The following is a 25,978-nucleotide window of genomic DNA, read 5'->3' on the forward strand; positions in this document are numbered from 1 at the left end:
ACTTGTGGGAGGTCCGTCCCTCCATATGTTTACTATTTCACATAAAGGGAAAAAGCTCTCTATGAATATTTTAAGGAGGTTTTACCCTATGGGAAGACTAGGAGGGAAGATAGCTGTAATTACAGGTGCGGCAACAGGGATTGGAGCAGCGACTGCAAAGGTTTTTGCCTATGAAGGCGCGACGGTTATTTGTGCAGATGTGAAGGAAGAGGAAATGAATGAGACCATGGAAGCCATTCAAAGTGAAGGTGGGAAAGCAGAGGCTTTTCAACTGGATGTATCCAGTGAGAAAAGTGTAAAGTTCTTTGCATCTGAATTAAAGAAGAAGTATGGTACGATCGACGTCCTCTTCAATAATGCGGGAGTAGATGAACAGGGTGGAAAGGTGCATGAATATCCTGTTGAACTGTTTGATCGAATTATTGCAGTGGACCTAAGAGGTACTTTTTTATGTAGTAAGTATTTAATTCCACTGATGCTTGATAATGGTGGATCTATTATCAATAATGCTTCTATGTCTGGACAAGCAGCAGACCATGACCGTTCAGGTTATAATGCAGCTAAAGGCGGCATTATTAATTTCACTAAAGGAATGGCAATAGATTACGCCCGGCACGGAATTCGTGTGAACTCTCTTTCACCTGGAACAATCGAAACGCCACTTATCGATGAGCTTGTCGGAAGTAGACAGGATGAGATGGGGGCAAAATTCAGAGAAGCTAACAAGTGGGTTACTCCACTCGGACGTCTTGGAAGACCGAAAGAAATGGCAACCGTCGCCCTATTCCTGGCATCAGACGACAGCTCCTATGTGACAGGGGAAGATATTACAGCAGACGGAGGTATCATGGCTTACACATGGCCAGGGAAAATGCTTGTTGAGGAAGAAGAGTGGAAAAAAGGAACGAAATAAAGTGTGAAGGGGGACGGACCTCAAAATATTAAAAAACCTCGATTAATTAAGGTTTATTAATATTGAAGGTCCGTCCCTCTAAATATTTAACTCATTTAGCAGCTCAAACCATTTTGTTACGGAGTTTGGGAAGTGAGTGATTTTTCCGTCGTGTGAAGTGAAGGACTGATTTCCCTTTAGAGTGATTTTGTATTCTCTTGCAATCTCGTTTGTAATGGTAGTTAAAAATACTGTGTTGCCACCATGCCGGGAAATAATATCATACCCGGTTGTTTCTTTGATTTTTTTCCAGGTTTCCTTTTCCTGTCTATAAAGGGAATAGTAGTTCAGTGTGTATCCAGATGTTCTTAGTTCTTCAACTATATTGTCATTATCCACACAGTGAATATCAAAATCACAGTGATTGCATTTTAACGTTCCCACCTGTCCATATCGTGAACCAAGGTGTTCATATAAGCCGGGTAACTGCTGCTCGCAATTCACACAATAAATTGGTGTAATGTGTACATCCAATTGGACGCCCCATCCATCTTTTCGAACCCTCAGGAGAACATTATGCTCTTCATTTGTTCTTCTAATTCCCATACAGTGATCACTCCTCTAAACAGATATACTTCTTAAACTTTATATACGAAAGCCTTCAATTCATATTATATAACACTCTAAATCAAAGAGGGACGGACCTTCGAAACTAGTATTATTCTCGTGAAAATGGAGATCATGTTGTTTTTGAAAGATTTCAATTTAATAGTTTAACTTGCTGAGGGACGGACCTTCAACAATAGCCTAACCTTCATTTAAAGGGATATGTGTAACTTGAAGGTCCGTCCCTCAAACCATATCTTCTCATCCTCAACTGTTTGTGGTAAGATGGTTATAATTTATGAGAAATGGAGGTTTTCCTTTTGATTTTAATCAGACTACGCATCCGCAATTTGAACGCTTAATTGAATAAGTTCAAAGGCTCTGCCTGTGTGCAGGGTAAATGGGATCGGTCTGACTATTTTTAAAGGAATTCTTCATTTGACGTTGAATGAAGGGAAGGGAGGCTAAATAGCACCTCTTTCTTCTTCTTGAAAGTAGAATTGAATACTTGCCGAGTGGTGCTATAAGGGTTTTCTACAAGAAAAGCCCTGAAGAAAATGCGGTCTTCTTCAGCCGTCACCGGTTTATTCAAATCCATTTACGAAAAGCACAGGCAGAGGCCCTGTGTTTTTTTCTGTACCGACTAAATCAGATAGGAAGTGACGAAGTAATGGAAGAACGTTTAAAAGCAATCGCCATAGGCGTTAATACAAAGGATAAGAACAATGACTTCGAATATTCGATGCTAGAGTTAAATGGATTGGCAGAAGCGAGGCATATTGATGTGGTCGGTGAACTGACTCAAAACCTGCCCAGGCCAAATCACGTACATTATATAGGAAAAGGAAAGATTGAAGAGCTTCTGCCCCTCATTGAAGAGTGGGAAGCGGATGTACTCATTTCCAATGATGAACTTTCCCCTTCGCAAATTCGTGTACTTGAGGAGAAACTTGATATTCGGGTCATGGACCGGACGATGTTGATTCTCGATATCTTCGCAGAACGTGCAAAAACCCGGGAAGCACAACTTCAAGTAGAGGTGGCCCAGCTGCAGTATATGCTCCCGCGTTTGATTGGACGCCGCGAGTCATTAGGCCGTCAAGGGGGAGGATCTGGACTCGCGAACCGTGGTGCGGGTGAAACGAAGCTCGAGCTTGATCGACGCCGGATCGAAGAGAAAATCACAGCATTGAATAAAGAGCTTGATTCACTTGTTGACCTGAGAACGACACAACGTAAGCAACGTCAAAAGAGTGAAATCCCGGTCGTATCCCTTGTAGGATACACGAATGCAGGGAAGTCGACGACGATGAACGCATTCGTTGAAAAATTCCATCCAAATGGGAACAAGCAAGTGTTTGAAAAGGATATGCTGTTCGCGACACTTGAAACCTCGGTGAGAAACATCACCTTACCGGACAAGAAGGCATTTCTTCTGACAGATACGGTTGGATTCGTTAACAAACTGCCCCATCAGCTGGTCAAAGCATTCCGTTCAACACTTGAAGAAGTGGTGGAGGCTGATCTCATCGTTCATGTGGTTGATTATTCCGATCCTCATTACGAGAAACTGATGAAGGTGACCGATCAAACACTTGAAGAACTCGGAATAGGAGATACCCCTGTGATCTATGCTTTTAACAAGGCTGAACTGATGGAAGAAGAGATACCCAGAGTGGAAAAGGACCGCATTTATTTTTCCGCAAAAAATAGAATCGGGATCGACGAGCTGCTTCAAGTGGTGAGGAGTTATATTTTTAAAGACTATAAACGCTGTCAAATGCTGATCCCATTTGATAAAGGACACTTGATTTCTTATTTTAATGAGAATGCGAATGTGTTAGAAACCGAGTATGAAGAAAATGGTACAAAGCTGACACTTGAATGCAAGATGAGTGATGCAGAACGATATCAACTGTATATGGTCTAGACATATCGAGATCCTTTCCACATGTGGAGGGGATCTTTTTTTGAGAGTAAAATAAGTACATACTCCTCTATCTGGGCTCCTGCATACAGTAAATGCAGAGGAGGGATGCAGTATGTTTTTTCCACGACGATATCCTGTAGTGCCGTGCGATGTTCAACAACAATACGATCCGTATTGGCCAGACGTCAGAAACCATTATGAAGATGGTCTGTTACCACATACTTATCAACAGTTCTATCCACCATACCAACAACAACGTGAGTACACGTATTATCCACAACAGCTGAACTATTATGATCCTTATAAGGGATTCTATGACCAGCCTGTCTACGAAGATCCATTTGATTGGCGGGCAAGCTGGAGGGAATGGGAGGATCTTGGTGCACCGCCACGGGGGATGAAGGGTTCACCGGCTGTTGCTTCTTGGCAAGCGAACCGTTTGGATACGTTTGTTCGAGGTGAGAACGATAGAATGTATCACAAATGGTGGAACGGTTCCCGCTGGAGTGATTGGGAGGATCTTGGAGCTCCACGAAGAGGTTTAAGGAGTTCTCCTGCTGCCGTGTCTTGGGGACCGAACCGTATCGATACGTTTGTAAGAGGGAATCGGGATACTCTATGGCATAAGTGGTGGGATGGTTCGAGATGGAATGAATGGGAAGACCTTGGGGGACCACCACGCGGGTTCAAGGGAGATCCGACTGTTGCATCATGGCAGGCAAATCGACTCGATGTTTTCGTCCAAGGAGACGACAACAATCTCTGGCATAAATGGTGGGACGGAAGACGATGGAGCCAATGGGAAAACCTTGGGGCTCCAAGAGGCGGTTTGAGGGATTCTCCTGGTGCCGTATCATGGGGGCCGAACCGAATCGATTGCTTCGTAAGAGGAAACAACGACCGGATGTGGCATAAGTGGTGGGACGGTTCCCGGTGGAGCAATTGGGAAGACCTTGGTTCTCCACGCAGAGGATTCGAAGGGGCACCGGCTGCCTCCTCGTGGGCACCGAACAGAATCGATACTTTTGTCCGGGGAGACAACAATAACATGTGGCACAAATGGTGGAATGGTTCCCGCTGGAGTAACTGGGAAGACCTTGGAGCACCCAGAGGTGGGGTTCGTTCTTCACCGGGAGCCGTGTCTTGGGGCCGTAACCGGGTGGATGCCTTTGTAAGAGGCAGAAACGATCATATGTGGCATAAGTGGTATGCTTGATAGATGAAACCATTTTTGTGTGTGAATAATCCGTGCTTTTTGGAGTTCATAATCAATAACTAACATGAAGAACGTCCTATGAATTAGCACAGGACGTTTATTTCTATATCATGGGTTTTTCCACTTTTTATTGGTGAAACGATTCATATTCCAAAGGCAAAAGGAAGGCAGTGGGGAATATATACTGCCTTTCGAATTTTTTTACAGAGAGAATTCTGTTTCACTAAAATAAATAAGATGAAATGAATTCCGGTTAGAGGAGATAAACTTTCTCAATTGGACTGCTTCATACTAAGGAGGGTGATCGTAACAAGGATGACTACTATGCCAAAAATCTGAATGGGGGTCAAGTGATCCCCGATAACCAGAACGCCAAATAATGAAGCTGTCACCGGCTCTACCATAGCGACCATCGAAGCAGTTGCCGGAGTAGTCCACCGAATCCCAGTCACATACAATATGAATGAAAGTCCAGCCCCGAGAATCCCTAAAAGTAAAAACCATCCTATGTCATTTGACGCCAACACAGCTGCCGCTTCATCCTTGTTTGTAAAGAGAAAAAGGATGAGACAAAATGAAAAAAAAGCAATGGTTAACGTGGTTTGCGGATTTCCGGTAGAAGAGGCATTTTTAAATCCGAATATAAACAAAGTATAGGAAAGGCCGGCAGCAAGCCCCGATGCCACCCCAAAAAAATTCCCTGAAATCGATTCAGTGTTGTAGGCACCTGTTAGCAGGATAATCCCAAATAGAACACCAGTAATGCAGGCCCATTTAAACCTAGTAGAATTTTCTAGTCGTAATAAAAAGGAGACTAAAAGTACGAAGACAGGTGCGGTGTACATTAATGTAGCAGCAACAGCAACGCTTGAAGCTTGGATACTTAGAAAATAAAACGTGAAATTTCCAGCAACACCGACACCCGCAAATAAAGCCCATAAGAATAAACGAGCAGAGATGCCCCCATTTTGTTTAAAGCGAAGGAGGAACCACACAAAGAAACATATGAGTCCGACTCCCCCCCGGTAAAATGAAATCACAAGAGGATTCCAACCCTTGTCCATTAAAATATCTGCAATCCCCCCGCTGATTCCCCAGCATATAGCGGCTAGGATAACTAAACCTGTACCTGCAAATTTCATTGTGTCCCTCCTAAAGAAGTAGTAAGTAAAAATATTTGAGTGACCCTGGATGAACTTAAGACCAAACAATCCTCTATACGCTATTAATCAAACATATATTGATCAATAAGGATGTTAATGGTAATTCCTTTTCTATTCCTTACTTAAACATGATTTAGTTTTTTTGAAATGAAGGAATGGTCAACGCTTTTGTCCAAATAATGGATGAATGATTATTATACCTAATGGGGAAAGGAGAAAAGACCATGCGAGTTAAACATGATAAAGAAGTTTATGAAATCACACAGGTAAAATCGGAGGACTTACACAAGGTTCTGGAGTTGTTAGTGGATGCTGCCGCCTGGTTAAAGACAAAAAGGACGAAGCAATGGAGTTACTATCTGACTGATTTAGATGGAAACAAAGAAGAGATTCTTCGTTCAATTGAAAACGGTGCGACCTATCTTGTTGAAAATGAAGGTCAACCCATTTCTACTTTTACTATTGAGAATATCCCAAGTGAATGGGATATGGAACTTTGGGGAGAAGAGGCAAAAGATGAAGCTTTGTATCTGCATCGATTGGTTGTACATAGAAACCACGCAGGAAAAGGGATAGGTGCCGTTTTACTGGATTGGATCGAAAAAGAGGCACAAGAAGCAGGAAAGAAAATCATTCGCTTTGATTGCATAGCGAGTAACGAAGGATTGAACCACTATTACCAGAAACGATATTCCTTAAAAGAAGTTACTCATATCCACGGCAGTCACAGTAAATATGAAATCATACTATAAATATAAAACCCGGCGTGATCATCACGCCGGGTTCCCTTTTAACTGGCTTTCTTCCTTGGTTGTGCTTGCATCATAGGCAAGTACTCATTGAAGTAATGATTCGTTTCACGAACGATGACCTTATAAAGTAAAATAAGGGCGATCAAGTTCGGAATCATCATCAACGCGTTAGACATATCAGCAAATGCCCATACGAGCTCCAGGTTTGCAACGGCACCAAGTCCGGTTGCTAAAATGTAAATGAGTCTGTATGAGTTTGCGAAACGATAATTCGTCAAATACTCAAAGCATTTCTCTCCGTACATATACCATCCGACGATCGTCGAGAATCCGAAGAAGATGACGGAGAACGATACGATGTATTCCCCGACAGTACCAAGGGCGTGCCCAAATGCCGCACTCGTCAGTGCCCCGCCGTCAAGACTTGGCGCATGCTCGACACCTGATATCGCTCCGCCTGTCGGATCCCAGAAGCCTGTGATCAAGAGGACAAGACCCGTCATCGTACAAACAACGATTGTTACAATGAACGTACCCGTCATTGCGACAAGGGCCTGTTTAACCGGGTGATCGGTTTTGGCATTACCTGCAATCAGGGCAGCCGTACCAAGTCCTGCTTCATTGGAGAAAATCCCACGTGAAACCCCGCTGCGGATCGCTTCACTGATAATGATTCCAGTGAAACCTCCAGCGGCAGCTACAGGATTGAACGCATAGTAGAAAATCATTTCAAATGCCGGAATGATCATGTCATAATTCAGTACGATAATGATCATTGAACCACCGATGTAAAGGAATGCCATGATCGGTACAAAGAAAGAGGCGACTGTACTGATCCGTTGAATCCCTCCAAAGATGATCAAACCTGTCAGGACCGCTAACACGATTCCCGTTATGATATTGTTTATTTGAAAGCTAGATGTCATGACATCTGCAATCGTATTGGACTGAACGCTGTTTCCGATTCCAAGGGCCGCAAATGCGCCGAATAAAGCGAAGGCAACAGCAAGCCATTTCCACTTGCTTCCGAGACCCTTTTCAACGTAATACATCGGCCCGCCGGAGTATTCACCGTTTTTATTTTTTACACGGTACTTCATGGCAAGCAGGGCTTCTGCGTATTTTGTGGCCATACCGAGTAGACCGACAACCCACATCCAGAAGATGGCCCCGGGTCCGCCAATCGTCAATGCAGTTGCAACCCCGGCAATGTTTCCGTTTCCGATTGTCGCTGACAAAGCCGTCATCAACGTTTTGAAGTTACTGATATCCCCTTCCGATTTGTCGGCAGAAGAAGATGGTTCTTCTTTTGTGAAAGCAAGTTTAAATGCATATAATAGCTTTCGGAACTGCAGCCCTTTTAGCATAAACGTCAAGAAAAGGCCTGTCCCAAATAACAGTACTAAACTTGGTGTCCCCCATAAAAATGAATTAATCTTGTCCAGCACATCTAACATAGAATCCTCCTTGTCATCTCATGTTGTAAACGTTTTCTTATCGGGTTTCCATCTACTATTTATATAGTATTCCGAACAATCTGTCCATAAAAAATGTCGAATTTCCAGAGATTGAGCCTTTTTTAGTAGAAGGATGGACCAGTAAGAGGGACGGACCTCTCCTTCGGTTGAAAAGTTGAATTGATGTTGAAAGTTAAAGAAGAGGGACGGACCTCTAATCGCGAAGAACGTTGATACTACGCCATCGCTATCTGTTAGGAGGTCCGTCCCTCAAAACTATTAAATTAGTGTAATAATCAGTATGACCAGCAGGGGGCCGATTAAGATGATGTAGCCCAGAGGCCGGGCGAAGTTCAGGGTCCAGCCGACTCCGAAGCGTTTTTCAACGAAGATGGAGGGATCGTTTGGGTTGAAGTAGATGAGTCCGCCCTTCCAGTATTGGTCATCATCCGCGTTAATCATTTCACCGGAAGCTTCATCGATCACTTCCATATCAAAATCCGAATCTTTTTTGCCTACTTTGACAGCGAGCAGGACCGTCCCTATCAAAACGATGGCTGAGAAGGCAAGCGGCATAATGATGATCACTAAATCGCTGACACTGTTTTCATAGAGAGTGGTAAACTGTAAGAATGTGAACAGCATGGAAATTAGAATGGAGATGAAGAACAAGAGCCAGCTTGTGTATTTCCGCAAACGCAATTGCCGGATTCGGGATGCTTTCACATTCCCGGCACTCAACTTAATACCGGAGTTTCTTGTTAATTCATTGATCCCCAGAAACATGAAACTCATTGTTAACAGTACAAAAGGCAATGTCAGGACAGATAAGTAGCTTTTTGGTGTGAATGAATCCGGTTGTCCATCGGGGCCCCAGTGTACAGGGATCTGATCAGGGAAAGAACTGTAGTTCACTAATGTAAACACAATCAATCCAACAGTAATGACTATTGGAATCGTAAACATTATCCAAGGAAGCATTTCATCTTTCGTACGAATGTTCAATTCTGAGACCTTTACCTGCTTGCGATCTTTGAACCACTGTTCCCGCTGTTTAAGCCCTGTTACTTTTACATGAAAATAAAAATACAGTGATAAGGATATGAAAAGGATCAAGAATGGAAGGGATAGCCCTGCAAAGATGAGGTGATTATCTGTAGGTGTATTGCTCGTTGCCCATGCGAAATATAGAGATACTATCAGAATTGAAATGAGAAATGTTGATACAGCATAGATTTTTTTGTATCGGAGTAATTGCCCGTTTCGTATTTCGTCAACAGGGATCGTTACACCGAAAACCACCGTCCGTTTAACGATAAAAGGAATGGCTATTTGCATCACCATTAGAAACCCGACCATGACAATTATTAGTGTCATTTCCATAAACTTATTCCCCCTTAACTTTTGAAATAATGGTTTTTACTAACGTTTGAATATCATCTTCTGTCATTCCCAACACAATGCATTCCACCAAAATCGGTCGCAGTTCACCTGAAATCTGATCAATTCTTGAAGAAGCAATCCCATCCACTGAAGGTGGACAAATAACAGCCCCTGACTTAGGAACAATCCGAATCACACCCTTGCTCTCCAATTCATGATAGCTTTTATTCACCGTATGCATATTCACACCGAGGTCAGCGGCAAGGGCACGGACGGATGGAAGCACGTCGCCAGGCAATAACTCGCCACGAACAATCCCCTCCATAATGCCATTTCTCACTTGAGCATAGATCGGTACGTCTGATTGAGGTTCAATTTGGATAAACAAGGTTTCACCTCCTATTTGTTATATGTTTAGTATAACAGAATTGTTCTACATATAATATAACAAAAGCGTTCATTTTCCAAAAAAAGTTAGGGTTAGTAGGGTATTCTCGGTATAATTTGATTAAACTACCTTAAGGTCATGCTGAAAAAAGTTTGTCAAATAATCTGACAATCCGGTTGCCGCAGTGGGGTTTCTCTAATGAAATATAGAAGTGTAACGATGTAAAATGGTGAGGGGATGATGTTGGCTATGAATCAAACAATTGAAGAACTGACAATGATTGAAAATCATATAAGTGAACTTTCCGGGCTTTTAATGAAAGTAGTGGATGATGGGGCGTCGATTGGTTTCTTATCGCCACTTGCCCACTCTGCAGCGATGGATTACTGGCAAAATGCACTGAATCAAAATATCATTCTATTAGTATCAAAAATGGAAAATCAAATTGTGGGAACGGTACAAATCCATCTATGTGCGAAGCAGAATGGGAAAAATAGAGCGGAAATCGCTAAGATGATGGTACACCCTCAATTCCGTCAAAAGGGGATTGCCCGCAGGCTCATGGAAAAGGCGGAAGAAAGAGCAAAAGAGGAGGGACGGACCTTGCTTGTACTTGATACGGTAGAGGGAGCACCCTCAAATCACTTATATACTTCCCTCGGATTTGTTCAGGGTGGACGGATTCCTGACTACGCAGCGTCACCTTTCGGGGAATTAGAAGCAACGATCATTTACTATAAACAAATTTAGGATGCAGTGAGGGACGGACCTCTAAACGTTCAAATAGCCATTTAAATGGTGTTTTAAACGAGTAGAGGTCCGTCCCTCACAGATTATAAATCCTCTAACATCTCTTTTAAAACAACCGCATGGTTATGACGCTCATCTTTTGCACCGTACAGAAGAACTAGGCGTTCGTTTGTCGCCATATCTTTTAGTTCTTGCAACTTACTTTGTTTTTTATCATCTTGTTTGAGTTCATCTTTGTAGGCTTGTTTAAACTCCTCGAACTTATCGGGATCATGATTGAACCATTTTCTTAAAGATGGACTGGGCGTAATCTCCTTCATCCAGGCATCCAGATTGGCATCCTCTTTTGAAATGCCACGTGGCCAAACCCGGTCGATTAATATCCTGTGACCTCCTAGACGGGGAGGTTCATCATAGATTCTCTTTAGAACAATAGACATGGATTGTCCTCCATTCACATTCACAGTTGGTCTACCTAAAGGATAAATCGAATCTAACTATGATGCAAAGATTTTTGAACCAAGTCCCGCATTGATTATGAATTTGCTATCATGATGCAGCAGGGTCATCTTCCATACCCGAATAAGGGACGGACCTCGGAAATCAGCTTAACCCCAATTCAATGAAGTTTTCGCTAATTTTAGGTCCGTCCCTCTCTGCTTGATAGTCCTCTCCTAAAACTCCCCATGCTCTTTCCCCCATACATGCATCTGCTTGAGGATCGGCATAAGGGTCAGTCCTAAATCAGTCATGGAGTATTCGACTTTGGGTGGGATGGTATCGTATTGGGTGCGTTTGATGAAACCATCTTCTTCAAGTTCTTTTAATTGCTGGGTGAATACTTTATGGGCTACGCCAGGCAGTAACCTGCGCAATTCATTATACCGTAGGGTCCCATCCGCACCCAGATGCCACAAAATCACGGTTTTCCACTTGCCTCCGATTTTCTTCAGTGTGTATTCGATTGAGCACTTCAGTTTCCCTTGTTGATCGATGGGTATATCCATATCCGCACCAGTCCTTTCTTACCTCAAGGTTAGTTTCTCACAAAAAAGTGCATTCTTACATTAAGAAGTCCTGTTACGTATAATGAGGACGTGTTAGATGAAACTAATCAAAAAGAGGAGGAATATTGACGATGTTACCATATCCAAGATCGTTTTCACATATTGGACTATCGGTCCCAAATCTCGAAGAGGCCATTACATTTTATACTGAGGTATTCGGGTGGTACACCATCATGGAACCTTCTGATGTGGAAAATGATGACACGGCAATCGGTCAGATGTGCCGTGATGTATTCGGGAATGATTGGGAGAAATTCAGAATTGCCCACCTGGCAACGGGTGATAAAATCGGTGTGGAGCTGTTCGAGTTCCCTCAGAACGAAAAGCCTGAGAATAACTTCGAGTATTGGAAAACAGGACTATTCCATTTCTGTATACAGGACCCTGATGTAGAGGGCATGGTTGAAAAAATCAAACAGCATGGCGGTAAACAGCGGATGCCGATCCGTGAATATTATCCCGGTGAAAAGCCTTATCGCATGGTATATGTTGAAGATCCATTCGGGAATATTTTTGAGATTTACTCACATAGCTATGAATTAACTTATTCCGATGGGGCTTATTGATTTACCATAAAAGTAAGAAGGCACGCTCAAGTTCAGAGCGTGTCTTCTTTGCATGAATCACAATTCAATTTCGAATAAAAATAAAGGTTTTCTCTCTTATATGAAGAATCAAATAAGGATGCTTCTATATCAGTACAGAGAGGAAATACTCAATGGAGATTATGGAATTGAAAAAGGATACAAGCTTATTTGATGAAGCGGTGAAAGCTTTCTGGGGACAGTGGGGGAGTGAAGACAATTACGCATTCTACCAGGATTGCATGTTTCATTCATGCCGGACCGGAGAGGACTTGCCGCGATTCTATACCGCGTTGCAGGATGGGAAAATAATAGGGACGTATGCTCTTCTACGTAATGACCTGAATAGCCGTCAAGATTTGTACCCATGGCTTGCCTGTTTATATGTCGTTCCAGATCAAAGAGGAAAAGAACTAGGTTCACGTTTACTCCAGCATGCGTTACAAGAAGCCCATGATAAAGGATATAAAAATCTCTATCTGACAACAGATTTGGAAGATTTTTATGAAAAATGCGGGTGGACCCACACAACAGAAGCATATGGACTCAGCGGAGGATCCCTGAAAGTCTACCAAAAATCAACACATAAAACTTCCTAGAACAAGGCTCCCTATCATGTGGAAAAGGTAAAGGATAAAAAGCAGCAAGGCGATGTGTAAAAGAAAACACATCGCCTTGCTGCTTTTTTTAGAGGGACGGACCTCTGGAAAAAGGTAAGCCACTCTATGTCAGGGTTTTAAAATTTTAGAGGTCCGTCCCTCACAAGATGATTTTCTTCTGCATCCGATCCAGGAAGTAACCGATGGTGACAGCCACCAGGGTAGGGAATGTCCAACCCAGGCCATTTTCACTCAGGGGAAGGAAGCCCAGGATCGCGTGAATTCCATTGATTTGAATATTTAGTGTCATTAGCATTTCGTAAAAGGCAAATAATGTTGCGGCCCCGACCCCATACACATACATTCTCTTACTTTCCCCAAAGAAATGCTGGAAGAGTGAAAGGACCACAAGCACAATAGCTACAGGATAAATAAAAACCAGTAACGGTGTAGCCACTTTCAAAATCAAATTCAGTCCAAGATTCGTAACGATCATACCAATCAGGATGAAAATCAATACATAAGTCTTATATGAATATTTCGGGAAAATTTCGTTGAAAAAACGTCCGCATGCATTAATGAGACCAATACAGGTCGTTAAGCAAGCGATCATCACAATTAAGCCAAACAATACGTTGCCACTGTATCCAAATAATTGCTGGGACGCCAGAACCAATATTTCTGCTCCATTTTGAAGTGGCTCGTCATGTGGAACCACCCGTCCGATCCATCCGAGTGAAAGGTACACCATCACCAAACCGATGGCCGCAATCACCCCGGCACTGATTGTCCCACGGATCACCTCCGCTTTACCGGATGCGCCTTTATCTTTCAACCCATTGATAATCACAATCCCAAATGCAAGGGCCGCTACAGCATCCATAGTGAAGTATCCTTCCAGAAACCCTTTAAGAAACGGATCGGACTGGAACTTTTCAGCCGCTTGAGCTTCCGTATACTCAAAGGTAATAAAGGCCCGCACACATAGTATCGCTAAAACAACGAGCAAAACAGGCGTTAAAAACTGACCGACAAGATCGATTACTTTCTTGGGATTGATGCTGAGTAAATAGGTCAATCCAAAAAAGACGAGGGAGAATAAGAATAAAGGTAATCGTCCTTCTACACTGATCATTTGCATAAAGCCCAATTCATACGCAACATTCGATGCCCTTGGAATACCATAAAGTGCTCCAATCGACATATAAATCACGATGGCAAACACAAGTCCGAAAACGGGGTGGACACGTTGACCAATCGACAATAATCCGTCAGTAGAAAGTGATACTGAAATGATCGTCAAAAAAGGTAAAAACACCGCCGTTAAAATAAACCCGGCAATAGCTGCAACAAAGTAACTGCCTGATTCCATCCCTAGATATGGTGGAAATATTAAATTTCCAGCACCGAAAAACAGTGAGAAAAGCATAAATCCTGAAACCAGCACATCTTTTTTTCTCAACGAAACCCCTCCTAATGCCTAGCCAAACCATGATAGCTTCTATCGATTATTCTGATTATTTCACATAAAAAAACCCGCCCCTGACCAGGGACGAGTCAAATTTTCTCGTCATGGAATTTCATTAATAAACACAATCTAGCACAGGAAGAAAGCGCAGTCAATAAATTTTCCTAATATAATATCAATTTCTATTTTTCTAGACTTGTATGACTATTTTAATATATAAAATTTGTATTAGTTGGAACTTTTATCAAGTTCACCCGTATGTAAAGTATAGATTTAATAGAAAAGGGGATTTGTATAATGGATATAAGTTTTTTCTGGATAGCAGTGGGGCTTTCGGCCATGGGATATCTTATAGGAGACGGGTTAAAGAACTTTGGTAACCCCAAGGCAAGCTTCTCAGAGTATCCCACGTTGATAAAAGAAAAAGATTTGCACCTTCATGTAGGTCTTACGAAAGAGGAAGTAGCCGAATTGCTACAAAAATTTCCGGACGCTCCAAAGGTTGAGTTGAAGGGATCCACTTATTATCCCTATCAGAGATTTATGGATTGGATGTCATCTGGTGAGATTTATAAAAAGTAATGATAGTCAAATGCCAACGGTACGTTGTAACGTCAATAGATACGTTGGAGCTTAATGCTATAAACTCGTAAAAATTCTTCAGTAACTAGTAAATAATAGAATGCTTAGTATAAGAGCCGTTCACTTATGCACCTCTCTACCATATTTTGTATGGAAAGGAGGTGTTAAGATGCCGATTATTACAACAAGAGGGATTATCTATTCTATTAAACAAGGAGACACGCTTTATTCGATTGCAAACCAATTTGGCAGTACCATTGCCGCAATTGAAAGAGCAAATTATTTGTTTCCCCCAGTTACAGATCGGGGGCTGATTTTTCCTGGTGATGTGTTGGTCATTCCGACTTCAACCAATAATCCGATTATGAGATATATCGTCGCGAGTGGAGATACGCTTACAGGAATTGCAAATGCCTATAATAGTTTCGTGGATCTTATCGCAGGAGTGAACAATATCAATGACCCTGATCGTATTTATGTCGGTCAGCCGCTAATGGTCCCTGCCTTCGCTTATAGAATTGTGAGCGGGGATACTTTATTTGCTATTTCCAGAAGATTTGGTGTATCCGTTTCAGCTATTGAAGAGGCAAATGCAGGGAGACCAGGTTTCCAACGGGATGTCATCTGGCCCGATTACCACTTGATTATCCCTATTCCTACCTCAAGAAATATCTTTGTGACAAAACCTCTTCCAAGTTCAACGATAAGCAGTGGCCAAAGAGTGGAAGGATATGCGAGGGTCTTTGAAGCGGTCGTGAATTACCAGCTAAGAGACAATAATGGTGTGATCGTAACGAATGAGCGATTCGCCATGACAAATGAAGGAGCCCCTGCTTACGGATTCTTCAGTACTGGCATTCCTTTTGACCGTGCCCCGACTGCGAGCTCCGGTGAACTCTGGGTATACAGCCGAAGTGCAAAAGATGGGAGCATTCAGGATCTAGTGAGGTTAAAAGTGAATTTCTAGTGCCCCAAGTAAGTCCAAATAAAAGAAGGTCGTGGGCCCACGACCTTCTTTCTTCTATAACCCGAGGGAAATATACTTCACTTCCAGATACTCCTCGATCCCATGATGTCCACCTTCACGGCCAAGGCCACTTTGCTTGAAACCGCCGAATGGAGCTTGCGGGGTGGACGGCATGCCGTCGTTCAATCCGACGATTCCATACTCCAGTTGCTCACTGATCCGGATACCCTTCGTGATATTCTCTGTGAATACATAGGCAGCAAGGCCGTAGATGGAATCATTGGCCCGCCCGATTGCTTCTTCTTCCGTTTTGAATGTCGTGATAGGAGCGACTGGACCGAATGTTTCGTCTTTCATACAGAGCATGTCATCATTGACGTTCGTAAGGACAGTGGGTTCAAAATATAACCCGCTTATTCCTTTTCCGCCATAGGCAACAGAAGCGCCTTTGTCTACAGCATCTTCCACGTGTTTCCGGACTTTTTCGATGGCACTTTCATCAATCAATGGGCCGATATCGACACCTTCTTCAAGGCCATTTCCGACTTTTAAATCCTTCACTTTTTCAACGAGCTTTTCCGTGAACGAATCCACGATGGATTCATGAACATAGACACGGTTGGAGCAGACACATGTTTGGCCGGCATTCCGGAATTTCGAGGCAATGACGCCATCGACGGCTTTGTCTAAATCAGAATCAGCCATTACGATGACAGGAGCGTGACCTCCCAGCTCCAGGGATATTTTCTTGACGGTGTCGGCTGACCCCTTCATCAGGACCTTCCCTACTTCCGTTGATCCGGTGAATGTCAGCTTTCGTACACGTGTATCTTCCATCCACGCTTCCCCGATGGATTTCGAATCCCCGGTCACCACATTGATGACCCCCTTGGGGATGCCGGCTTCTTCAGCCAGTTGCGCCATCTTTAATGCGGTCAAAGGGGTTTGGTTTGCCGGTTTGATTACGACGGTACAACCGGTGGCAAGTGCCGGTGCAACCTTACGGGTGATCATGGCCGCAGGGAAATTCCATGGTGTGATGACGGCTACTACGCCGACAGGCTGTTTATGGACGAATAGTCGTTTATTCCGCTGCGTTGCAGGGATTTGTTCTCCGTAGACGCGCTTTCCTTCTTCAGCGTACCAGGAGATGAAGCCGTTGGCGTATTGGATTTCACCAAGTGCTTCTTTTAACGGTTTCCCTTGCTCCATGGTCATGGTGCGGGCAAGGTCCTCTTTGTTTTCGTCGATCAGGTCGTACCATTTACGGATGAGTTCACTCCGTTCATATGCAGAGTATTGTGACCATTCCTTGAAGGCATCGTGTGCTGCATCGACCGCTTTTGATGCTTCTTTTTTTCCTCCATTGGGGATAGTGGCGATCACTTCCGATGTGGCAGGATTGGTTACCTCTTTCTTTTCTAGGTCCGATCCGGTTTGTTCTCCGTTGATGATGAGATTGTAGTGTTGCATGGTCATCCTCCTAATAATCTATTATGAGATTTTTCTTGCATCCTTACTTTCCAGATCTTTTGTAAAAATTTCATCATTCTCACCGGTGAAGAATTTTTTGCCGTAAATCAATAGACATAATAATATTCCGACTGCAAAGGCCCATGTAGCACCTTTGGTGGCGAGCACTGCTCCGATAACTCCTGCAATGCCAAGGTCACGGTGACTACGGGATTCCAGTATTCCTACGCGAACGCTTACATAACCTTGAATCAGTAAAGTCAAGGCAAGGGCTATGCCTAGAATGGGTTGTACTAAACTTACAATAGGGAGAAGTAAGAGTCCAGTATTTGTACCCCATCTGAAGGATCCAGAACCTCCAAATATAGAGTGCATAGCTTTCTTACCTTCCTTAAACCGTTCAATCACGACAACTTGCATGGCTGCCCATAGTGGACCGGCCATTGTGACATCGGGACCAAGTATACTCATAATGGTATTGCGTCCACCGAAGACCATATGGGCACGATTCGGATTGTAATCGATTTTTTCATCGCGACGCACATCGTCTGCTTCATCGATAAGCGCTTTACTTTGTAAAACGTCACCGAATAGGACGATATAAGCGGCCAATACAGTAGGCAAGGCAGTTACAAATAGCATAGCTGGAGGGAAACCGAGTCCAAAGATGGTGTACTCACTCCAAAGTGTACCGAAGTCAGGGTTAATGAGCCCCCACTCAATCGTTGGCCACGGTGCTTCTCCAAAGATAGGTGCGATGATAACTGCGAGAATAATGATCGGAAAGATTCCCAGTTTTCCAATAAGCCCCCATAGTGCACTTTTAGCTTTCAGTTGATTGAAATGTTGAGAGAATATAATATAAAAGGCAATCCCTACTGCGATGGAAATGGTCCATGGAAAGCTTTCGAAACGCCCGCCAACCTGGAAGACAGAAATGATTGCTGCAAATCCTGCTCCTAAGATCACCCCGGATTTAATCGCCGGGGGAACGAATGTAACGACTTTTTTCGCTAATCCTGTCACCCCTAACAGGATGGAAAGTAAGCCGAGTGTAAGCTGGAAAGCGACCAGTGCGTGCACACGTTCGGCTCCTTCTGGAAATGCTGATACATAAGCCATGATTAATGGAATTGCAGGTGTGATCCATCCGGGAACGACGGGGTCGCCGAGTAAGTGATGAGTTAAATAAAGAATTCCATTCAACAGTACAACGGCTAACGCAACTTCAAAAGGCATGCCCAGAAGTTCAATCATTAATGGAATCGCAGCTAAATCAACAGCACACATAAGTAAACCTTGGACATAATCCGGCCATTCAAATTTGTAGTGAATAAACGGGAGTCTTAATTTAAAAGGTCCCATTGGAATGTATGGTGATTCCTCACCATCTTTTCGATTTCTCCACATCCTATATACCCCTTTTCTTATTTTGATAACAAGGAACTGAATTCCTTTATATTAATAGGCAGATTGATAAATTTGTTCAATTTCACTTTTGTTTAATTGACGAGGGTTATTCTTTAGTAGTCTTTCGATCTTGCTTGCATCTTCAGCCATATCAGGAAGGTCCGTTTTCGGAATATCAAAGGAACGTAATCCAGTCGGGATGTTGACTGTGGTGCATAATCGTTTCATGGCATTCACGGCTTTATTCGCTGCTTCGGCGTCGGATAAGGAGCGGATGTTTTCGCCAAGTGCCGATGCAATATCCCGGAAGCGCTCCATACACGCAATTTTATTCCATTCCATGACATATGGAAGCAAGAGAGCATTACTTACCCCATGAGGAATATGATAGCGGCCGCCTAGAGGATAGGCGAGTGCGTGAACGGCACCGACTCCGGCATTACCAAAAGCCATACCGGCCATCAAACTTGCAGTGGCCATTTTTTCACGTGCTTCCAAATGGTTAGGATTGGCGTATGCTTTTGGCAGGTTCTCTGAAATCATTCGTATCGCATAAATGGCCAAGGCATCTGTTATAGGTGAAGCATGGACTGAGATATATGCTTCAATGGCATGAACCAATGCATCCACCCCGCTTGCTGCAGTGACTGAAGGCGGCATGGTCAGCGTCATTTCCGGTGCGACAATCGCCACATCAGGAAGCAGGTAGTCACTCACGATTCCTTTTTTGAGCTGAGCTTCTGTGTCAGAAAGGATCGATATATTCGTTACTTCTGAACCTGTCCCTGCAGTTGTCGGGAGTGTGATGATAGGTGCGCCTTTTTGTGGAACGAGATCTGTACCGATCAGTTCTGACAGGCTGCCTTCAAAACCTGCGTATACCGACACACTTTTTGCGATATCAATTGCACTTCCACCGCCAATAGCAATCAAGCCATCGTGATTCCCATTGATGAATACTTTCGTGCAATCTTCCACAATAGAGAGCTCAGGATCAGGTTTAACGCCTGTGAATATTCCGTAAGTAAGCCCTTTCAAAAATGGGGTGATTTGATCGACCACACCGATTTTTTGGAGGATTTCATCTGTGACGATTAGTGGGTTTTGAATTTGAAGACGCTTGATTTCATCGGGTAAAACTTCTGTTGCCCCTTTTCCTGTCACCAATTTGTTTGCAATTTTAAAAGTTGAGATTGTCATGAAAAGGATCTCCTTTCGATTCTTCTATAAACAGTAATGCAAGTTTTATGCCAACTTTCTGAAAAGTATGAATAGAGGGGGAGCGGTTTGTGAGGCTGTCGAAAAATAGTCAAATCCGATTATAAAAATAATCAAAAAAGAGAGCCTTGATTCGAAAAGTAATCAAAGCTCCCATTTCTTCATTTTTTGTACGATCGTGGATTGACTGACTTCAAGGACTTCTGCTGCTTTTCTCGTTGTTTTATATTTTCTTATTGCATTGGTGATCAATTGTTTCTCTACTCGATCCACGGCCTCTTTTAAAGGTAGAATTTCACCATCATAAAATGCGTCTGGTTTCTTAATGGATTCACTTAATTCAGGTGGGAGATCTTCACGTTCGATTGTTTCTAATGGAGTGATAACGACTAAGCGCTCAATCAAATTTTTTAATTCTCGAATATTACCAGGCCAATCGTATTCATGTAAACAATCCAGTGCCTCAATGCTCATCACTTTGCTTGATCCATATTCATCATTGAAGCTTTGTAAAAAGTGTTGAGAAAGGGGAATGATTTCTTCGCGACGCTGACGCAGGGAAGGGATTTGAACTGGAACGACGTTTAAACGGTAATATAAGTCTTCGCGAAATTCCCCTATTTCTACTAAGTTCTTAATGTTTTTATGAGAAGCAGCGATGATGCGAACATTAATTTGTTTGAGTTTTGAAGAACCAATGGGAATGAATGCTTGATCTTCAATGACCTTTAATAGTTTTACTTGAAGCTCCAAAGGAAGATCACCGATTTCATCAAGGAATAACGTGCCATTATCCGCCACTTCCAGCAATCCTTTTTTCCCTTTAGATAAAGCACCGGTGAAAGCACCTGATTCATAGCCGAATAATTCTGCCTCTATTAAACTTGGAGGGAAGGCTCCGCAGTTAAGCTCAAGAAAACTGCTGGTCGAACGATTCGAATGCTCGTGTATGTATTTTGCAATCATCGTTTTCCCAACACCGGTTTCCCCCTGCAAGAGGACTTTTACATCGGTTTTGGCTACTCGATTAATGGTGGTGAAAACCTTCTTCATCCTTTCACTGGAGTAGATGGATGACTTCTCTGCTTCATTAGAAAACGTAGCATTCGAACTTTGGCGGAGGTTCTTTAGTTCTTGCAGCTCATCAATTTGCAGTTTTAATTTTAACAGTTCGGTGATATCACGAACACTGTTTACAACGTATAAGATTTCATCGTCATCATTGAAAATCGGAGTACCGGACACGATGATTTTTCTTCCATTGTGAATGGACTGCATCAATGTAATCGGTCTTTTCTCTTTCAAGACCTGCATGGAGGCAGACTTGGATATATATCCAGCCTTAATGAGCTCTTCCATATGATAACCGATAAGTTGCTCGGATTTGAGGTCCGCTATTCTTTCATAGGATTTGTTTACCTTGACTGTAATACCATATCCATCTGTAATGAAGACCCCATCATAAAGGGAATTGATTATATCATTGAAAACAGGACTTTCAAGTAGCTCACTATATTGATTTCTATTCAACCTTATCTTTGGAGGAGAATGATGGAACATTATTTTCTTTAGAATTTCCCCAATCGATTCCCCGAGATGACCATCATGAAAAATCGTATTTATATCATCAAGCGTAAGAATTCCGACAATCTCACCCTCATGATTCACAACCTCCAGAGCATCCACCCCAGATTCTGAAAATAATTCAATCGCACGATCCACCTCATCTGAAACAAGCAGCTTCATACACAATCCTCTCCCAATCAACATGTTACTTGGTTAACTCTATTCTACACTAAAGTGATGAGGGACGGACCTTCACTTCCCATGAGCCTGACTAGAAAGGGTGTTTAAATCGTATCTCTCTGAGGGAACATAAACCATATGAAGATTTAAAGGAGGCGTCCATATGAAAGCCATCATCATTAACCAATACGGAGACAAAGAGGTATTACAGGAGAAGGACATCGATCAGCCAGTGATCGGAGACAATCAAATCTTACTGGAAAATCATGCGACATCCATCAACCCGATCGATTGGAAGGTGCGGGCAGGATATTTAAAAGATATGCTCGACTTTGAGTTTCCCATCATCCTGGGATGGGATGCAGCTGGAGTGATTGCCGAAAAAGGTAAAAATGTTGAAGGGTTCGAAGTGGGTGACAGAGTATTTGCAAGACCTGCGACCACAAGGGAAGGTACATATGCAGAGTATGTGGCAGTGGACGATGAGCTGCTCGCCAAAATGCCGGACAGCATGAGCTTTGAAGAAGCAGCGGCCATTCCCCTTGCCGGTTTGACCGCTTGGCAGTGCCTGGTCGATTTCGGTGGAATCAAAGAAGGGGACAAGGTGCTCATTCACGCGGGATCCGGTGGAGTCGGCAATTTCGCGATTCAGATTGCTAAAAGCTTAGGAGCCCACGTTGCGACTACGGCAAGCGGCAAAAATGAAGAGTTCGTGAAGTCATTGGGAGCTGATCAGTTCATCAATTATAAAGAAGAAGATTTCAGTGAAGTGCTGAAGGATTTCGACCTGGTGCTGGATTCCATGGGTGGGGAAGTCCAATCAAACAGTTATAAGGTACTTAAGGAAAACGGGAAACTCGTTTCCATTGCGCAGCCCCCATCCGAAGAGGAAGCGGCAAAGTACGGTGTGAAAGCCGAATTCTTGTGGCTTGATCCCAAGGGAGAACAGCTTGCAAAGCTTGCAGAACTCTACGAATCCGGGCAGTTAAAACCTGTGATCGGAGAGACCTATGAGCTGAGTGAACAAGGACTGAAAGACGCCCATGCATTAAGCGAAACGCATCATGCTAAAGGGAAAATCGTGATTAAAGTGAAATAAAAAGGGGAGGGACGGACCTTGATTCCAAAGGTCCGTCCCTCCGTTTATCATCATGAATCCCCGCCAGCAGTTGTCACCGATACAGCCGAAACGGTGGCGATCATCGTTGCCTGCTGTGCCTGGATGAGGGTTTCGATGGCCGTTGACAAACTCACTTGCATCAGAGAGTTGTTCTCTATCTTATCGCTAATCAAAAAGTTCACTGCCATCATCAGGTTTATGTCTTTATGCCATTTGAAGAGCTTTTCAGAGTTAAGCTCTTCCCAAACTTTCTTCACTCGGTTCACCAAGGAAGAGTCCGCACCCACAAATGTAAGGAGGGAGATTTGTGGATAGAATATGGCTTTCGTCTTTATGCCTTCTTGTTTGAATATGTCAAACAAGCGGGTGCAGAGATGAACCAGTTCCTCTTGAGACCACTCAGGGTGAAGGGAGAGGATGTGACTCATGCTTTGGAGGTCATTTCCTTTTCTGAAACCTGATTGATTCAACTGGTTATAGAATCCTTCGATTGTATCGATCAACGCTTCGTGATTTTCATCCCTTTGAGAGAGCAACAAGGCAAAGGGATAATCACTATGCCCGGTTAAAAAGAAATGCTTCTCCCTCATTTTTTTATAAACGTTCATCCCATGTTGGGCAAGGTCCTTTCTGCCACCTCCATCAGAAATCATCGTCATGGCTGCGAGATAGGTGAACGTTCCCCTTGAAAATCCTGCTTCGATTAATGATTCATATGAAGAAAGAAATTCATGGAATTTAGGCTGATAATCCTCAAAACGTGTATCAAGCATAGCCGCAAAGGTAAAGCGGATTTCATGCTTCAGCGTTGAAAATGCACCGACTTCCTCTTTAATATAATCACTGACCTCTACAAAACGGTCGATATCAAAAGTGCGTTGATTCGTCGCATACAATGAAGCAACCATCATCAAGGAACGGGAATCCGATACCTTCCAGCGTAAACGCTTCTTCAACTGCGAATAGATATCCTTATATTGTTCCACTTTACTCATCACGTCTTCCATCCAGTTCACACTCCCTTATTTTGATTGTTAGTAGGATATACGATTGAATGATAAAAAAAGTTTCGTGGGGAAAATGACAATTCTGCAGTTTGACGTGAAGGAGGGACGGACCTTGTAAAGGTCCGTCCCTCATCATCAATCCTTTTCCTCATCCACCATTTTCAATGGAGTTGCATCGTCCCTATCTTCCACTATATGTTTCAGCTTGGACAGGTTATTGGTCCAGAACTGCTCGTAATAAGAGAGCCAGTCTTTTAACTCAGCTAGAGGCTCAGGTTGCAGACGATAGATTTTTTCCCTGCCCACTTTTTCACCCTTTACCAATTCAGCTTCGGAAAGAATGGTGAGATGCTTCGCAATGGCGGTCCGGCTCATGGGGAATTGAGAGGTCAGTGCTGAGATGGGCATCTCTTTTTCGGAAAGTAGACGCAGCACCTCCCGGCGAGTCGGGTCTGCGATCGCCTGGAATACATCATGTTTAACAGCAGCCACTTATCCTTCCACAACCTTCCGGAGTCTTTGGTCCACAATGCCTATCCAGCCGTTGGCCATTCTTTCACGAATGACAGAGCTTTTTTCATGAGCTTTGGAAACAACCGCATCATCATGCTTCCAGCCACCATGGATAAGCGTAAATTCTGTTTGATCTCCTACCTCTTTTAAGAGAAAGGTAACGAACCAGCCATCCGTATCCCAAGAGAAGGACAGTTTATGGGGAGGGTCCACTTCCAGTACCTTGCAAGGAGAAGGTCCAAAAGGAGATTGAATATGAAATTCGTGACCGACTTCCGGTTCGAAATCATTTGGCATGAACCAAGAGGAAATTCCCTCTGAGGTGGAAACCGTGTCCCATACCTTTTGGATGGGAGCGTTGAATCGAACGGTTTGTTTAATATCTTCTAATTGATTTGTTTTCATGAATGTCGCCTGCTTTCTTTGATTAAAATAACACCATTAGGTTGCATTTATAATATAACACCTTTTGGTTTCGTGTCAATGTTGTAGTGGAATGAAAGAAGGAGATAGGTGGAAGATTGTAGAAGTAGAGTCTTGGCGTATTGAATTCGTCTTTGATTGGTAGTATTGGTGTAATAAGTGGATTTTATTTGATTTTAATTGTGGATTTAACATGGCAAATAAACGACTAGATTTAACTGTTGAAAATTGCAGGAAATTTAACAGGTAAATCATATTAGTGCAAAGTACCGGTCACACAAAAGCACAGAATGACAGGAGGACTTACCATCCGAATGGTACATTGAGATAGCAGGGAGGAGATAAGCAATGGAAATGCTTCATAGGATGAATGATTGCATCCAGTATATCGAGGACAATCTTGATGGGGAGATCGAGATGGATGAACTGGCCAGGTTGTCACTCAGTTCAAAATTTCACTTTCAGAGACTGTTTTCACTTGTGACGGGTTTTACCGTAGCCGATTACATCAGGAAGAGGAGACTCACATTAGCGGCTCAGGAACTGACTAATACGAATGCCAAAGTCATTGATGTTGCTCTCAAGTACGGGTATGAGACCCCGGAATCCTTCTCGAAAGCCTTTCGGAAGGCGCACGGAGTATCCCCATCTCAAGTCAGGGAATCAGGCACTCCCTTAAAAGCATTTCCACGCATCTCATTCCAAATCCAACTCAAAGGGGAAGTCGAAATGGATTATAAGATTATTGAAAAAGAAGCATTTCAAGTGATTGGAAAAGGAAAACGAGTTTCAACGTGTAACGGTGAAAATTTGAAAGACATTCCTGCATTTTGGGATGAGGTGAATACGTCTGATTTAGATAGGAAGATTTGTGAAGCAGCTGGAAACAACGAGATGCTCGGGATTTGTATGGAGTTTGACCATCCAAATGAAGAATTCACGTATTTTATCGGGGCTGGGAAGAAGACTGATAATGATCATACACTAGAGGCTAAAGAGATCCCCGCTGCCACGTGGGCTGTCTTTGAATCAGTCGGGGCGATGCCACATGCGATCCAAAGCGTATGGAAGCGAATCTTCTCTGAATGGTTCCCTTCCACAGGGTATGAACATGCAGGCGGACCCGAGTTTGAATTATACCCGCCGGGAAATCCGAATGACGAAAATTATCGTTGTGAGGTGTGGGTTCCGATTAAGAAGAAGAAGTAATGATAGATGGCCTCCAGTTCATGAATGGGGGCTTTTTTGTCATTAATCTGGACTT

27 protein-coding genes are annotated in these 25,978 nt (G+C 43.1%); 11 read left to right on the top strand and 16 right to left on the bottom strand.

Going from position 1 to position 25,978, the window contains the following annotated elements; all coding sequences use genetic code 11:
* Window positions 1-88 precede the first annotated feature (88 nt).
* Window positions 89-913, top strand: coding sequence for an SDR family oxidoreductase (locus ACCB35_RS05465; protein ID WP_374056100.1), 825 nt, complete (start codon window positions 89-91; stop codon window positions 911-913).
* Window positions 914-991: 78 nt separating this feature from the next.
* Here the strand turns inward: ACCB35_RS05465 and ACCB35_RS05470 are convergent, their stop codons facing one another.
* Together ACCB35_RS05470 and ACCB35_RS05475 are read right to left on the bottom strand one after the other, a co-directional pair.
* Window positions 992-1,498: a hypothetical protein gene (locus ACCB35_RS05470; protein WP_374056101.1), complete on the bottom strand. Its 507-nt coding sequence runs from the start codon at window positions 1,496-1,498 to the stop codon at window positions 992-994.
* 421 nt (window positions 1,499-1,919) lie between these two features.
* Window positions 1,920-2,096 carry a hypothetical protein gene (locus ACCB35_RS05475; protein WP_374056102.1) on the bottom strand — a complete coding sequence of 59 codons (177 nt, stop codon included), beginning with the start codon at window positions 2,094-2,096 and terminating at the stop codon, window positions 1,920-1,922.
* 72 nt (window positions 2,097-2,168) lie between these two features.
* Between ACCB35_RS05475 and hflX the strand changes: the two genes are divergently transcribed.
* Window positions 2,169-3,428 carry a GTPase HflX gene (hflX, locus tag ACCB35_RS05480; protein WP_374056103.1) on the top strand — a complete coding sequence of 420 codons (1,260 nt, stop codon included), beginning with the start codon at window positions 2,169-2,171 and terminating at the stop codon, window positions 3,426-3,428.
* Between the two features lie 112 nt (window positions 3,429-3,540).
* Window positions 3,541-4,644, top strand: coding sequence for a carbohydrate-binding protein (locus ACCB35_RS05485; RefSeq protein WP_374056104.1), 1,104 nt, complete (start codon window positions 3,541-3,543; stop codon window positions 4,642-4,644).
* Window positions 4,645-4,916: 272 nt separating this feature from the next.
* On the opposite strand, the gene ACCB35_RS05490 is transcribed toward ACCB35_RS05485, so the two are convergent.
* Window positions 4,917-5,786, bottom strand: a complete 870-nt coding sequence (locus tag ACCB35_RS05490; RefSeq protein WP_374056105.1) for a DMT family transporter — start codon at window positions 5,784-5,786, stop codon at window positions 4,917-4,919.
* Between the two features lie 245 nt (window positions 5,787-6,031).
* Here ACCB35_RS05490 and ACCB35_RS05495 point away from each other — a divergent pair, with 245 nt between their 5' ends.
* On the top strand, window positions 6,032-6,559 hold the full coding sequence (locus ACCB35_RS05495) for a GNAT family N-acetyltransferase (RefSeq protein ID WP_374056106.1): 528 nt from the start codon (window positions 6,032-6,034) through the stop codon (window positions 6,557-6,559).
* A gap of 38 nt (window positions 6,560-6,597) precedes the next feature.
* Here the strand turns inward: ACCB35_RS05495 and ACCB35_RS05500 are convergent, their stop codons facing one another.
* The 3 genes from ACCB35_RS05500 to ACCB35_RS05510 form a co-directional block, all read right to left on the bottom strand.
* Entirely contained in the window at window positions 6,598-8,016 is a 1,419-nt protein-coding gene (locus ACCB35_RS05500; protein WP_374056107.1) for an alanine/glycine:cation symporter family protein, read from the bottom strand.
* A gap of 279 nt (window positions 8,017-8,295) precedes the next feature.
* Window positions 8,296-9,399 (bottom strand): DUF1648 domain-containing protein, encoded by a 1,104-nt coding sequence (locus ACCB35_RS05505; protein ID WP_374056108.1) that lies wholly within the window; start codon window positions 9,397-9,399, stop codon window positions 8,296-8,298.
* Between the two features lie 4 nt (window positions 9,400-9,403).
* Complete coding sequence (locus ACCB35_RS05510) at window positions 9,404-9,787, bottom strand: GntR family transcriptional regulator (protein WP_374056109.1); 384 nt, start codon at window positions 9,785-9,787, stop codon at window positions 9,404-9,406.
* A 240-nt stretch (window positions 9,788-10,027) separates the two neighbouring features.
* On the opposite strand from ACCB35_RS05510, the gene ACCB35_RS05515 reads away from it, so the two are divergent.
* Entirely contained in the window at window positions 10,028-10,537 is a 510-nt protein-coding gene (locus ACCB35_RS05515; RefSeq protein ID WP_374056961.1) for a GNAT family N-acetyltransferase, read from the top strand.
* 83 nt (window positions 10,538-10,620) lie between these two features.
* On the opposite strand, the gene ACCB35_RS05520 is transcribed toward ACCB35_RS05515, so the two are convergent.
* Both ACCB35_RS05520 and ACCB35_RS05525 read right to left on the bottom strand, forming a co-directional pair.
* Entirely contained in the window at window positions 10,621-10,977 is a 357-nt protein-coding gene (locus ACCB35_RS05520) for a DUF488 domain-containing protein (protein WP_374056110.1), read from the bottom strand.
* Between the two features lie 234 nt (window positions 10,978-11,211).
* Window positions 11,212-11,544 (bottom strand): winged helix-turn-helix transcriptional regulator, encoded by a 333-nt coding sequence (locus tag ACCB35_RS05525; protein ID WP_374056111.1) that lies wholly within the window; start codon window positions 11,542-11,544, stop codon window positions 11,212-11,214.
* A gap of 131 nt (window positions 11,545-11,675) precedes the next feature.
* On the opposite strand from ACCB35_RS05525, the gene ACCB35_RS05530 reads away from it, so the two are divergent.
* Both ACCB35_RS05530 and ACCB35_RS05535 read left to right on the top strand, forming a co-directional pair.
* Window positions 11,676-12,170, top strand: a complete 495-nt coding sequence (locus ACCB35_RS05530; protein WP_299744676.1) for a lactoylglutathione lyase family protein — start codon at window positions 11,676-11,678, stop codon at window positions 12,168-12,170.
* A gap of 152 nt (window positions 12,171-12,322) precedes the next feature.
* On the top strand, window positions 12,323-12,787 hold the full coding sequence (locus tag ACCB35_RS05535) for a GNAT family N-acetyltransferase (protein ID WP_374056112.1): 465 nt from the start codon (window positions 12,323-12,325) through the stop codon (window positions 12,785-12,787).
* A 160-nt stretch (window positions 12,788-12,947) separates the two neighbouring features.
* Here ACCB35_RS05535 and brnQ read toward each other — a convergent pair whose 3' ends face one another.
* The gene (gene brnQ / locus ACCB35_RS05540) at window positions 12,948-14,249 is read right to left on the bottom strand and encodes a branched-chain amino acid transport system II carrier protein (RefSeq protein WP_374056113.1); all 1,302 of its coding nucleotides are present in this window, start codon (window positions 14,247-14,249) and stop codon (window positions 12,948-12,950) included.
* A 303-nt stretch (window positions 14,250-14,552) separates the two neighbouring features.
* On the opposite strand from brnQ, the gene ACCB35_RS05545 reads away from it, so the two are divergent.
* Together ACCB35_RS05545 and ACCB35_RS05550 are read left to right on the top strand one after the other, a co-directional pair.
* Window positions 14,553-14,837, top strand: coding sequence for a hypothetical protein (locus ACCB35_RS05545; RefSeq protein WP_044339829.1), 285 nt, complete (start codon window positions 14,553-14,555; stop codon window positions 14,835-14,837).
* 169 nt (window positions 14,838-15,006) lie between these two features.
* A complete protein-coding gene (locus ACCB35_RS05550) occupies window positions 15,007-15,804 on the top strand; it encodes a LysM peptidoglycan-binding domain-containing protein (protein WP_374056114.1) in 798 nt (265 codons plus the stop codon).
* A gap of 54 nt (window positions 15,805-15,858) precedes the next feature.
* Here the strand turns inward: ACCB35_RS05550 and ACCB35_RS05555 are convergent, their stop codons facing one another.
* The 4 genes from ACCB35_RS05555 to ACCB35_RS05570 all read right to left on the bottom strand — a co-directional run bounded on the left by ACCB35_RS05555 (window position 15,859) and on the right by ACCB35_RS05570 (window position 21,651).
* Window positions 15,859-17,277 carry an NAD-dependent succinate-semialdehyde dehydrogenase gene (locus tag ACCB35_RS05555; protein WP_374056115.1) on the bottom strand — a complete coding sequence of 473 codons (1,419 nt, stop codon included), beginning with the start codon at window positions 17,275-17,277 and terminating at the stop codon, window positions 15,859-15,861.
* Window positions 17,278-17,298: 21 nt separating this feature from the next.
* The gene (locus ACCB35_RS05560; protein ID WP_374056116.1) at window positions 17,299-18,687 is read right to left on the bottom strand and encodes a hypothetical protein; all 1,389 of its coding nucleotides are present in this window, start codon (window positions 18,685-18,687) and stop codon (window positions 17,299-17,301) included.
* A gap of 51 nt (window positions 18,688-18,738) precedes the next feature.
* Window positions 18,739-19,887, bottom strand: a complete 1,149-nt coding sequence (locus ACCB35_RS05565; protein ID WP_374056117.1) for an iron-containing alcohol dehydrogenase — start codon at window positions 19,885-19,887, stop codon at window positions 18,739-18,741.
* Window positions 19,888-20,049: 162 nt separating this feature from the next.
* Window positions 20,050-21,651: a sigma 54-interacting transcriptional regulator gene (locus tag ACCB35_RS05570; RefSeq protein WP_374056118.1), complete on the bottom strand. Its 1,602-nt coding sequence runs from the start codon at window positions 21,649-21,651 to the stop codon at window positions 20,050-20,052.
* Between the two features lie 163 nt (window positions 21,652-21,814).
* Here ACCB35_RS05570 and ACCB35_RS05575 point away from each other — a divergent pair, with 163 nt between their 5' ends.
* Complete coding sequence (locus tag ACCB35_RS05575) at window positions 21,815-22,750, top strand: NADP-dependent oxidoreductase (RefSeq protein WP_374056119.1); 936 nt, start codon at window positions 21,815-21,817, stop codon at window positions 22,748-22,750.
* A 50-nt stretch (window positions 22,751-22,800) separates the two neighbouring features.
* On the opposite strand, the gene ACCB35_RS05580 is transcribed toward ACCB35_RS05575, so the two are convergent.
* From ACCB35_RS05580 to ACCB35_RS05590, 3 genes are all read right to left on the bottom strand, one after another.
* Window positions 22,801-23,778: a DUF4003 family protein gene (locus ACCB35_RS05580; RefSeq protein WP_374056120.1), complete on the bottom strand. Its 978-nt coding sequence runs from the start codon at window positions 23,776-23,778 to the stop codon at window positions 22,801-22,803.
* Window positions 23,779-23,913: 135 nt separating this feature from the next.
* The gene (locus ACCB35_RS05585; RefSeq protein ID WP_374056121.1) at window positions 23,914-24,270 is read right to left on the bottom strand and encodes an ArsR/SmtB family transcription factor; all 357 of its coding nucleotides are present in this window, start codon (window positions 24,268-24,270) and stop codon (window positions 23,914-23,916) included.
* Window positions 24,271-24,696 carry an SRPBCC domain-containing protein gene (locus ACCB35_RS05590; RefSeq protein ID WP_374056122.1) on the bottom strand — a complete coding sequence of 142 codons (426 nt, stop codon included), beginning with the start codon at window positions 24,694-24,696 and terminating at the stop codon, window positions 24,271-24,273.
* Between the two features lie 366 nt (window positions 24,697-25,062).
* Between ACCB35_RS05590 and ACCB35_RS05595 the strand changes: the two genes are divergently transcribed.
* Window positions 25,063-25,923 (top strand): GyrI-like domain-containing protein, encoded by an 861-nt coding sequence (locus tag ACCB35_RS05595; RefSeq protein WP_374056123.1) that lies wholly within the window; start codon window positions 25,063-25,065, stop codon window positions 25,921-25,923.
* Window positions 25,924-25,978: the final 55 nt, after the last annotated feature.

This window comes from Rossellomorea sp. FM04394, from assembly GCF_041889765.1.
GTDB lineage: Bacteria > Bacillota > Bacilli > Bacillales > Bacillaceae_B > Rossellomorea > Rossellomorea aquimaris_B.

Excerpts from the sequence above, each read along its gene's own strand:
- ACCB35_RS05580 (WP_374056120.1), bottom strand. The coding sequence starts at position 23,778 with ATGGAAGACGTGATGAGTAAAGTGGAACAATATAAGGATATCTATTCG.
- ACCB35_RS05500 (WP_374056107.1), bottom strand. The coding sequence starts at position 8,016 with ATGTTAGATGTGCTGGACAAGATTAATTCATTTTTATGGGGGACACCA.
- ACCB35_RS05590 (WP_374056122.1), bottom strand. The coding sequence starts at position 24,696 with ATGAAAACAAATCAATTAGAAGATATTAAACAAACCGTTCGATTCAAC.
- ACCB35_RS05485 (WP_374056104.1), top strand. The coding sequence starts at position 3,541 with ATGTTTTTTCCACGACGATATCCTGTAGTGCCGTGCGATGTTCAACAA.
- ACCB35_RS05495 (WP_374056106.1), top strand. The coding sequence starts at position 6,032 with ATGCGAGTTAAACATGATAAAGAAGTTTATGAAATCACACAGGTAAAA.
- ACCB35_RS05465 (WP_374056100.1), top strand. The coding sequence starts at position 89 with ATGGGAAGACTAGGAGGGAAGATAGCTGTAATTACAGGTGCGGCAACA.
- ACCB35_RS05535 (WP_374056112.1), top strand. The coding sequence starts at position 12,323 with ATGGAGATTATGGAATTGAAAAAGGATACAAGCTTATTTGATGAAGCG.
- ACCB35_RS05575 (WP_374056119.1), top strand. The coding sequence starts at position 21,815 with ATGAAAGCCATCATCATTAACCAATACGGAGACAAAGAGGTATTACAG.
- ACCB35_RS05520 (WP_374056110.1), bottom strand. The coding sequence starts at position 10,977 with ATGTCTATTGTTCTAAAGAGAATCTATGATGAACCTCCCCGTCTAGGA.
- ACCB35_RS05530 (WP_299744676.1), top strand. The coding sequence starts at position 11,676 with ATGTTACCATATCCAAGATCGTTTTCACATATTGGACTATCGGTCCCA.
- ACCB35_RS05565 (WP_374056117.1), bottom strand. The coding sequence starts at position 19,887 with ATGACAATCTCAACTTTTAAAATTGCAAACAAATTGGTGACAGGAAAA.
- ACCB35_RS05560 (WP_374056116.1), bottom strand. The coding sequence starts at position 18,687 with ATGTGGAGAAATCGAAAAGATGGTGAGGAATCACCATACATTCCAATG.
- ACCB35_RS05490 (WP_374056105.1), bottom strand. The coding sequence starts at position 5,786 with ATGAAATTTGCAGGTACAGGTTTAGTTATCCTAGCCGCTATATGCTGG.
- hflX (WP_374056103.1), top strand. The coding sequence starts at position 2,169 with ATGGAAGAACGTTTAAAAGCAATCGCCATAGGCGTTAATACAAAGGAT.
- ACCB35_RS05525 (WP_374056111.1), bottom strand. The coding sequence starts at position 11,544 with ATGGATATACCCATCGATCAACAAGGGAAACTGAAGTGCTCAATCGAA.
- ACCB35_RS05505 (WP_374056108.1), bottom strand. The coding sequence starts at position 9,399 with ATGGAAATGACACTAATAATTGTCATGGTCGGGTTTCTAATGGTGATG.
- ACCB35_RS05555 (WP_374056115.1), bottom strand. The coding sequence starts at position 17,277 with ATGCAACACTACAATCTCATCATCAACGGAGAACAAACCGGATCGGAC.
- ACCB35_RS05475 (WP_374056102.1), bottom strand. The coding sequence starts at position 2,096 with ATGGATTTGAATAAACCGGTGACGGCTGAAGAAGACCGCATTTTCTTC.
- ACCB35_RS05570 (WP_374056118.1), bottom strand. The coding sequence starts at position 21,651 with ATGAAGCTGCTTGTTTCAGATGAGGTGGATCGTGCGATTGAATTATTT.
- ACCB35_RS05470 (WP_374056101.1), bottom strand. The coding sequence starts at position 1,498 with ATGGGAATTAGAAGAACAAATGAAGAGCATAATGTTCTCCTGAGGGTT.
- ACCB35_RS05545 (WP_044339829.1), top strand. The coding sequence starts at position 14,553 with ATGGATATAAGTTTTTTCTGGATAGCAGTGGGGCTTTCGGCCATGGGA.
- ACCB35_RS05515 (WP_374056961.1), top strand. The coding sequence starts at position 10,028 with ATGTTGGCTATGAATCAAACAATTGAAGAACTGACAATGATTGAAAAT.
- ACCB35_RS05595 (WP_374056123.1), top strand. The coding sequence starts at position 25,063 with ATGGAAATGCTTCATAGGATGAATGATTGCATCCAGTATATCGAGGAC.
- ACCB35_RS05550 (WP_374056114.1), top strand. The coding sequence starts at position 15,007 with ATGCCGATTATTACAACAAGAGGGATTATCTATTCTATTAAACAAGGA.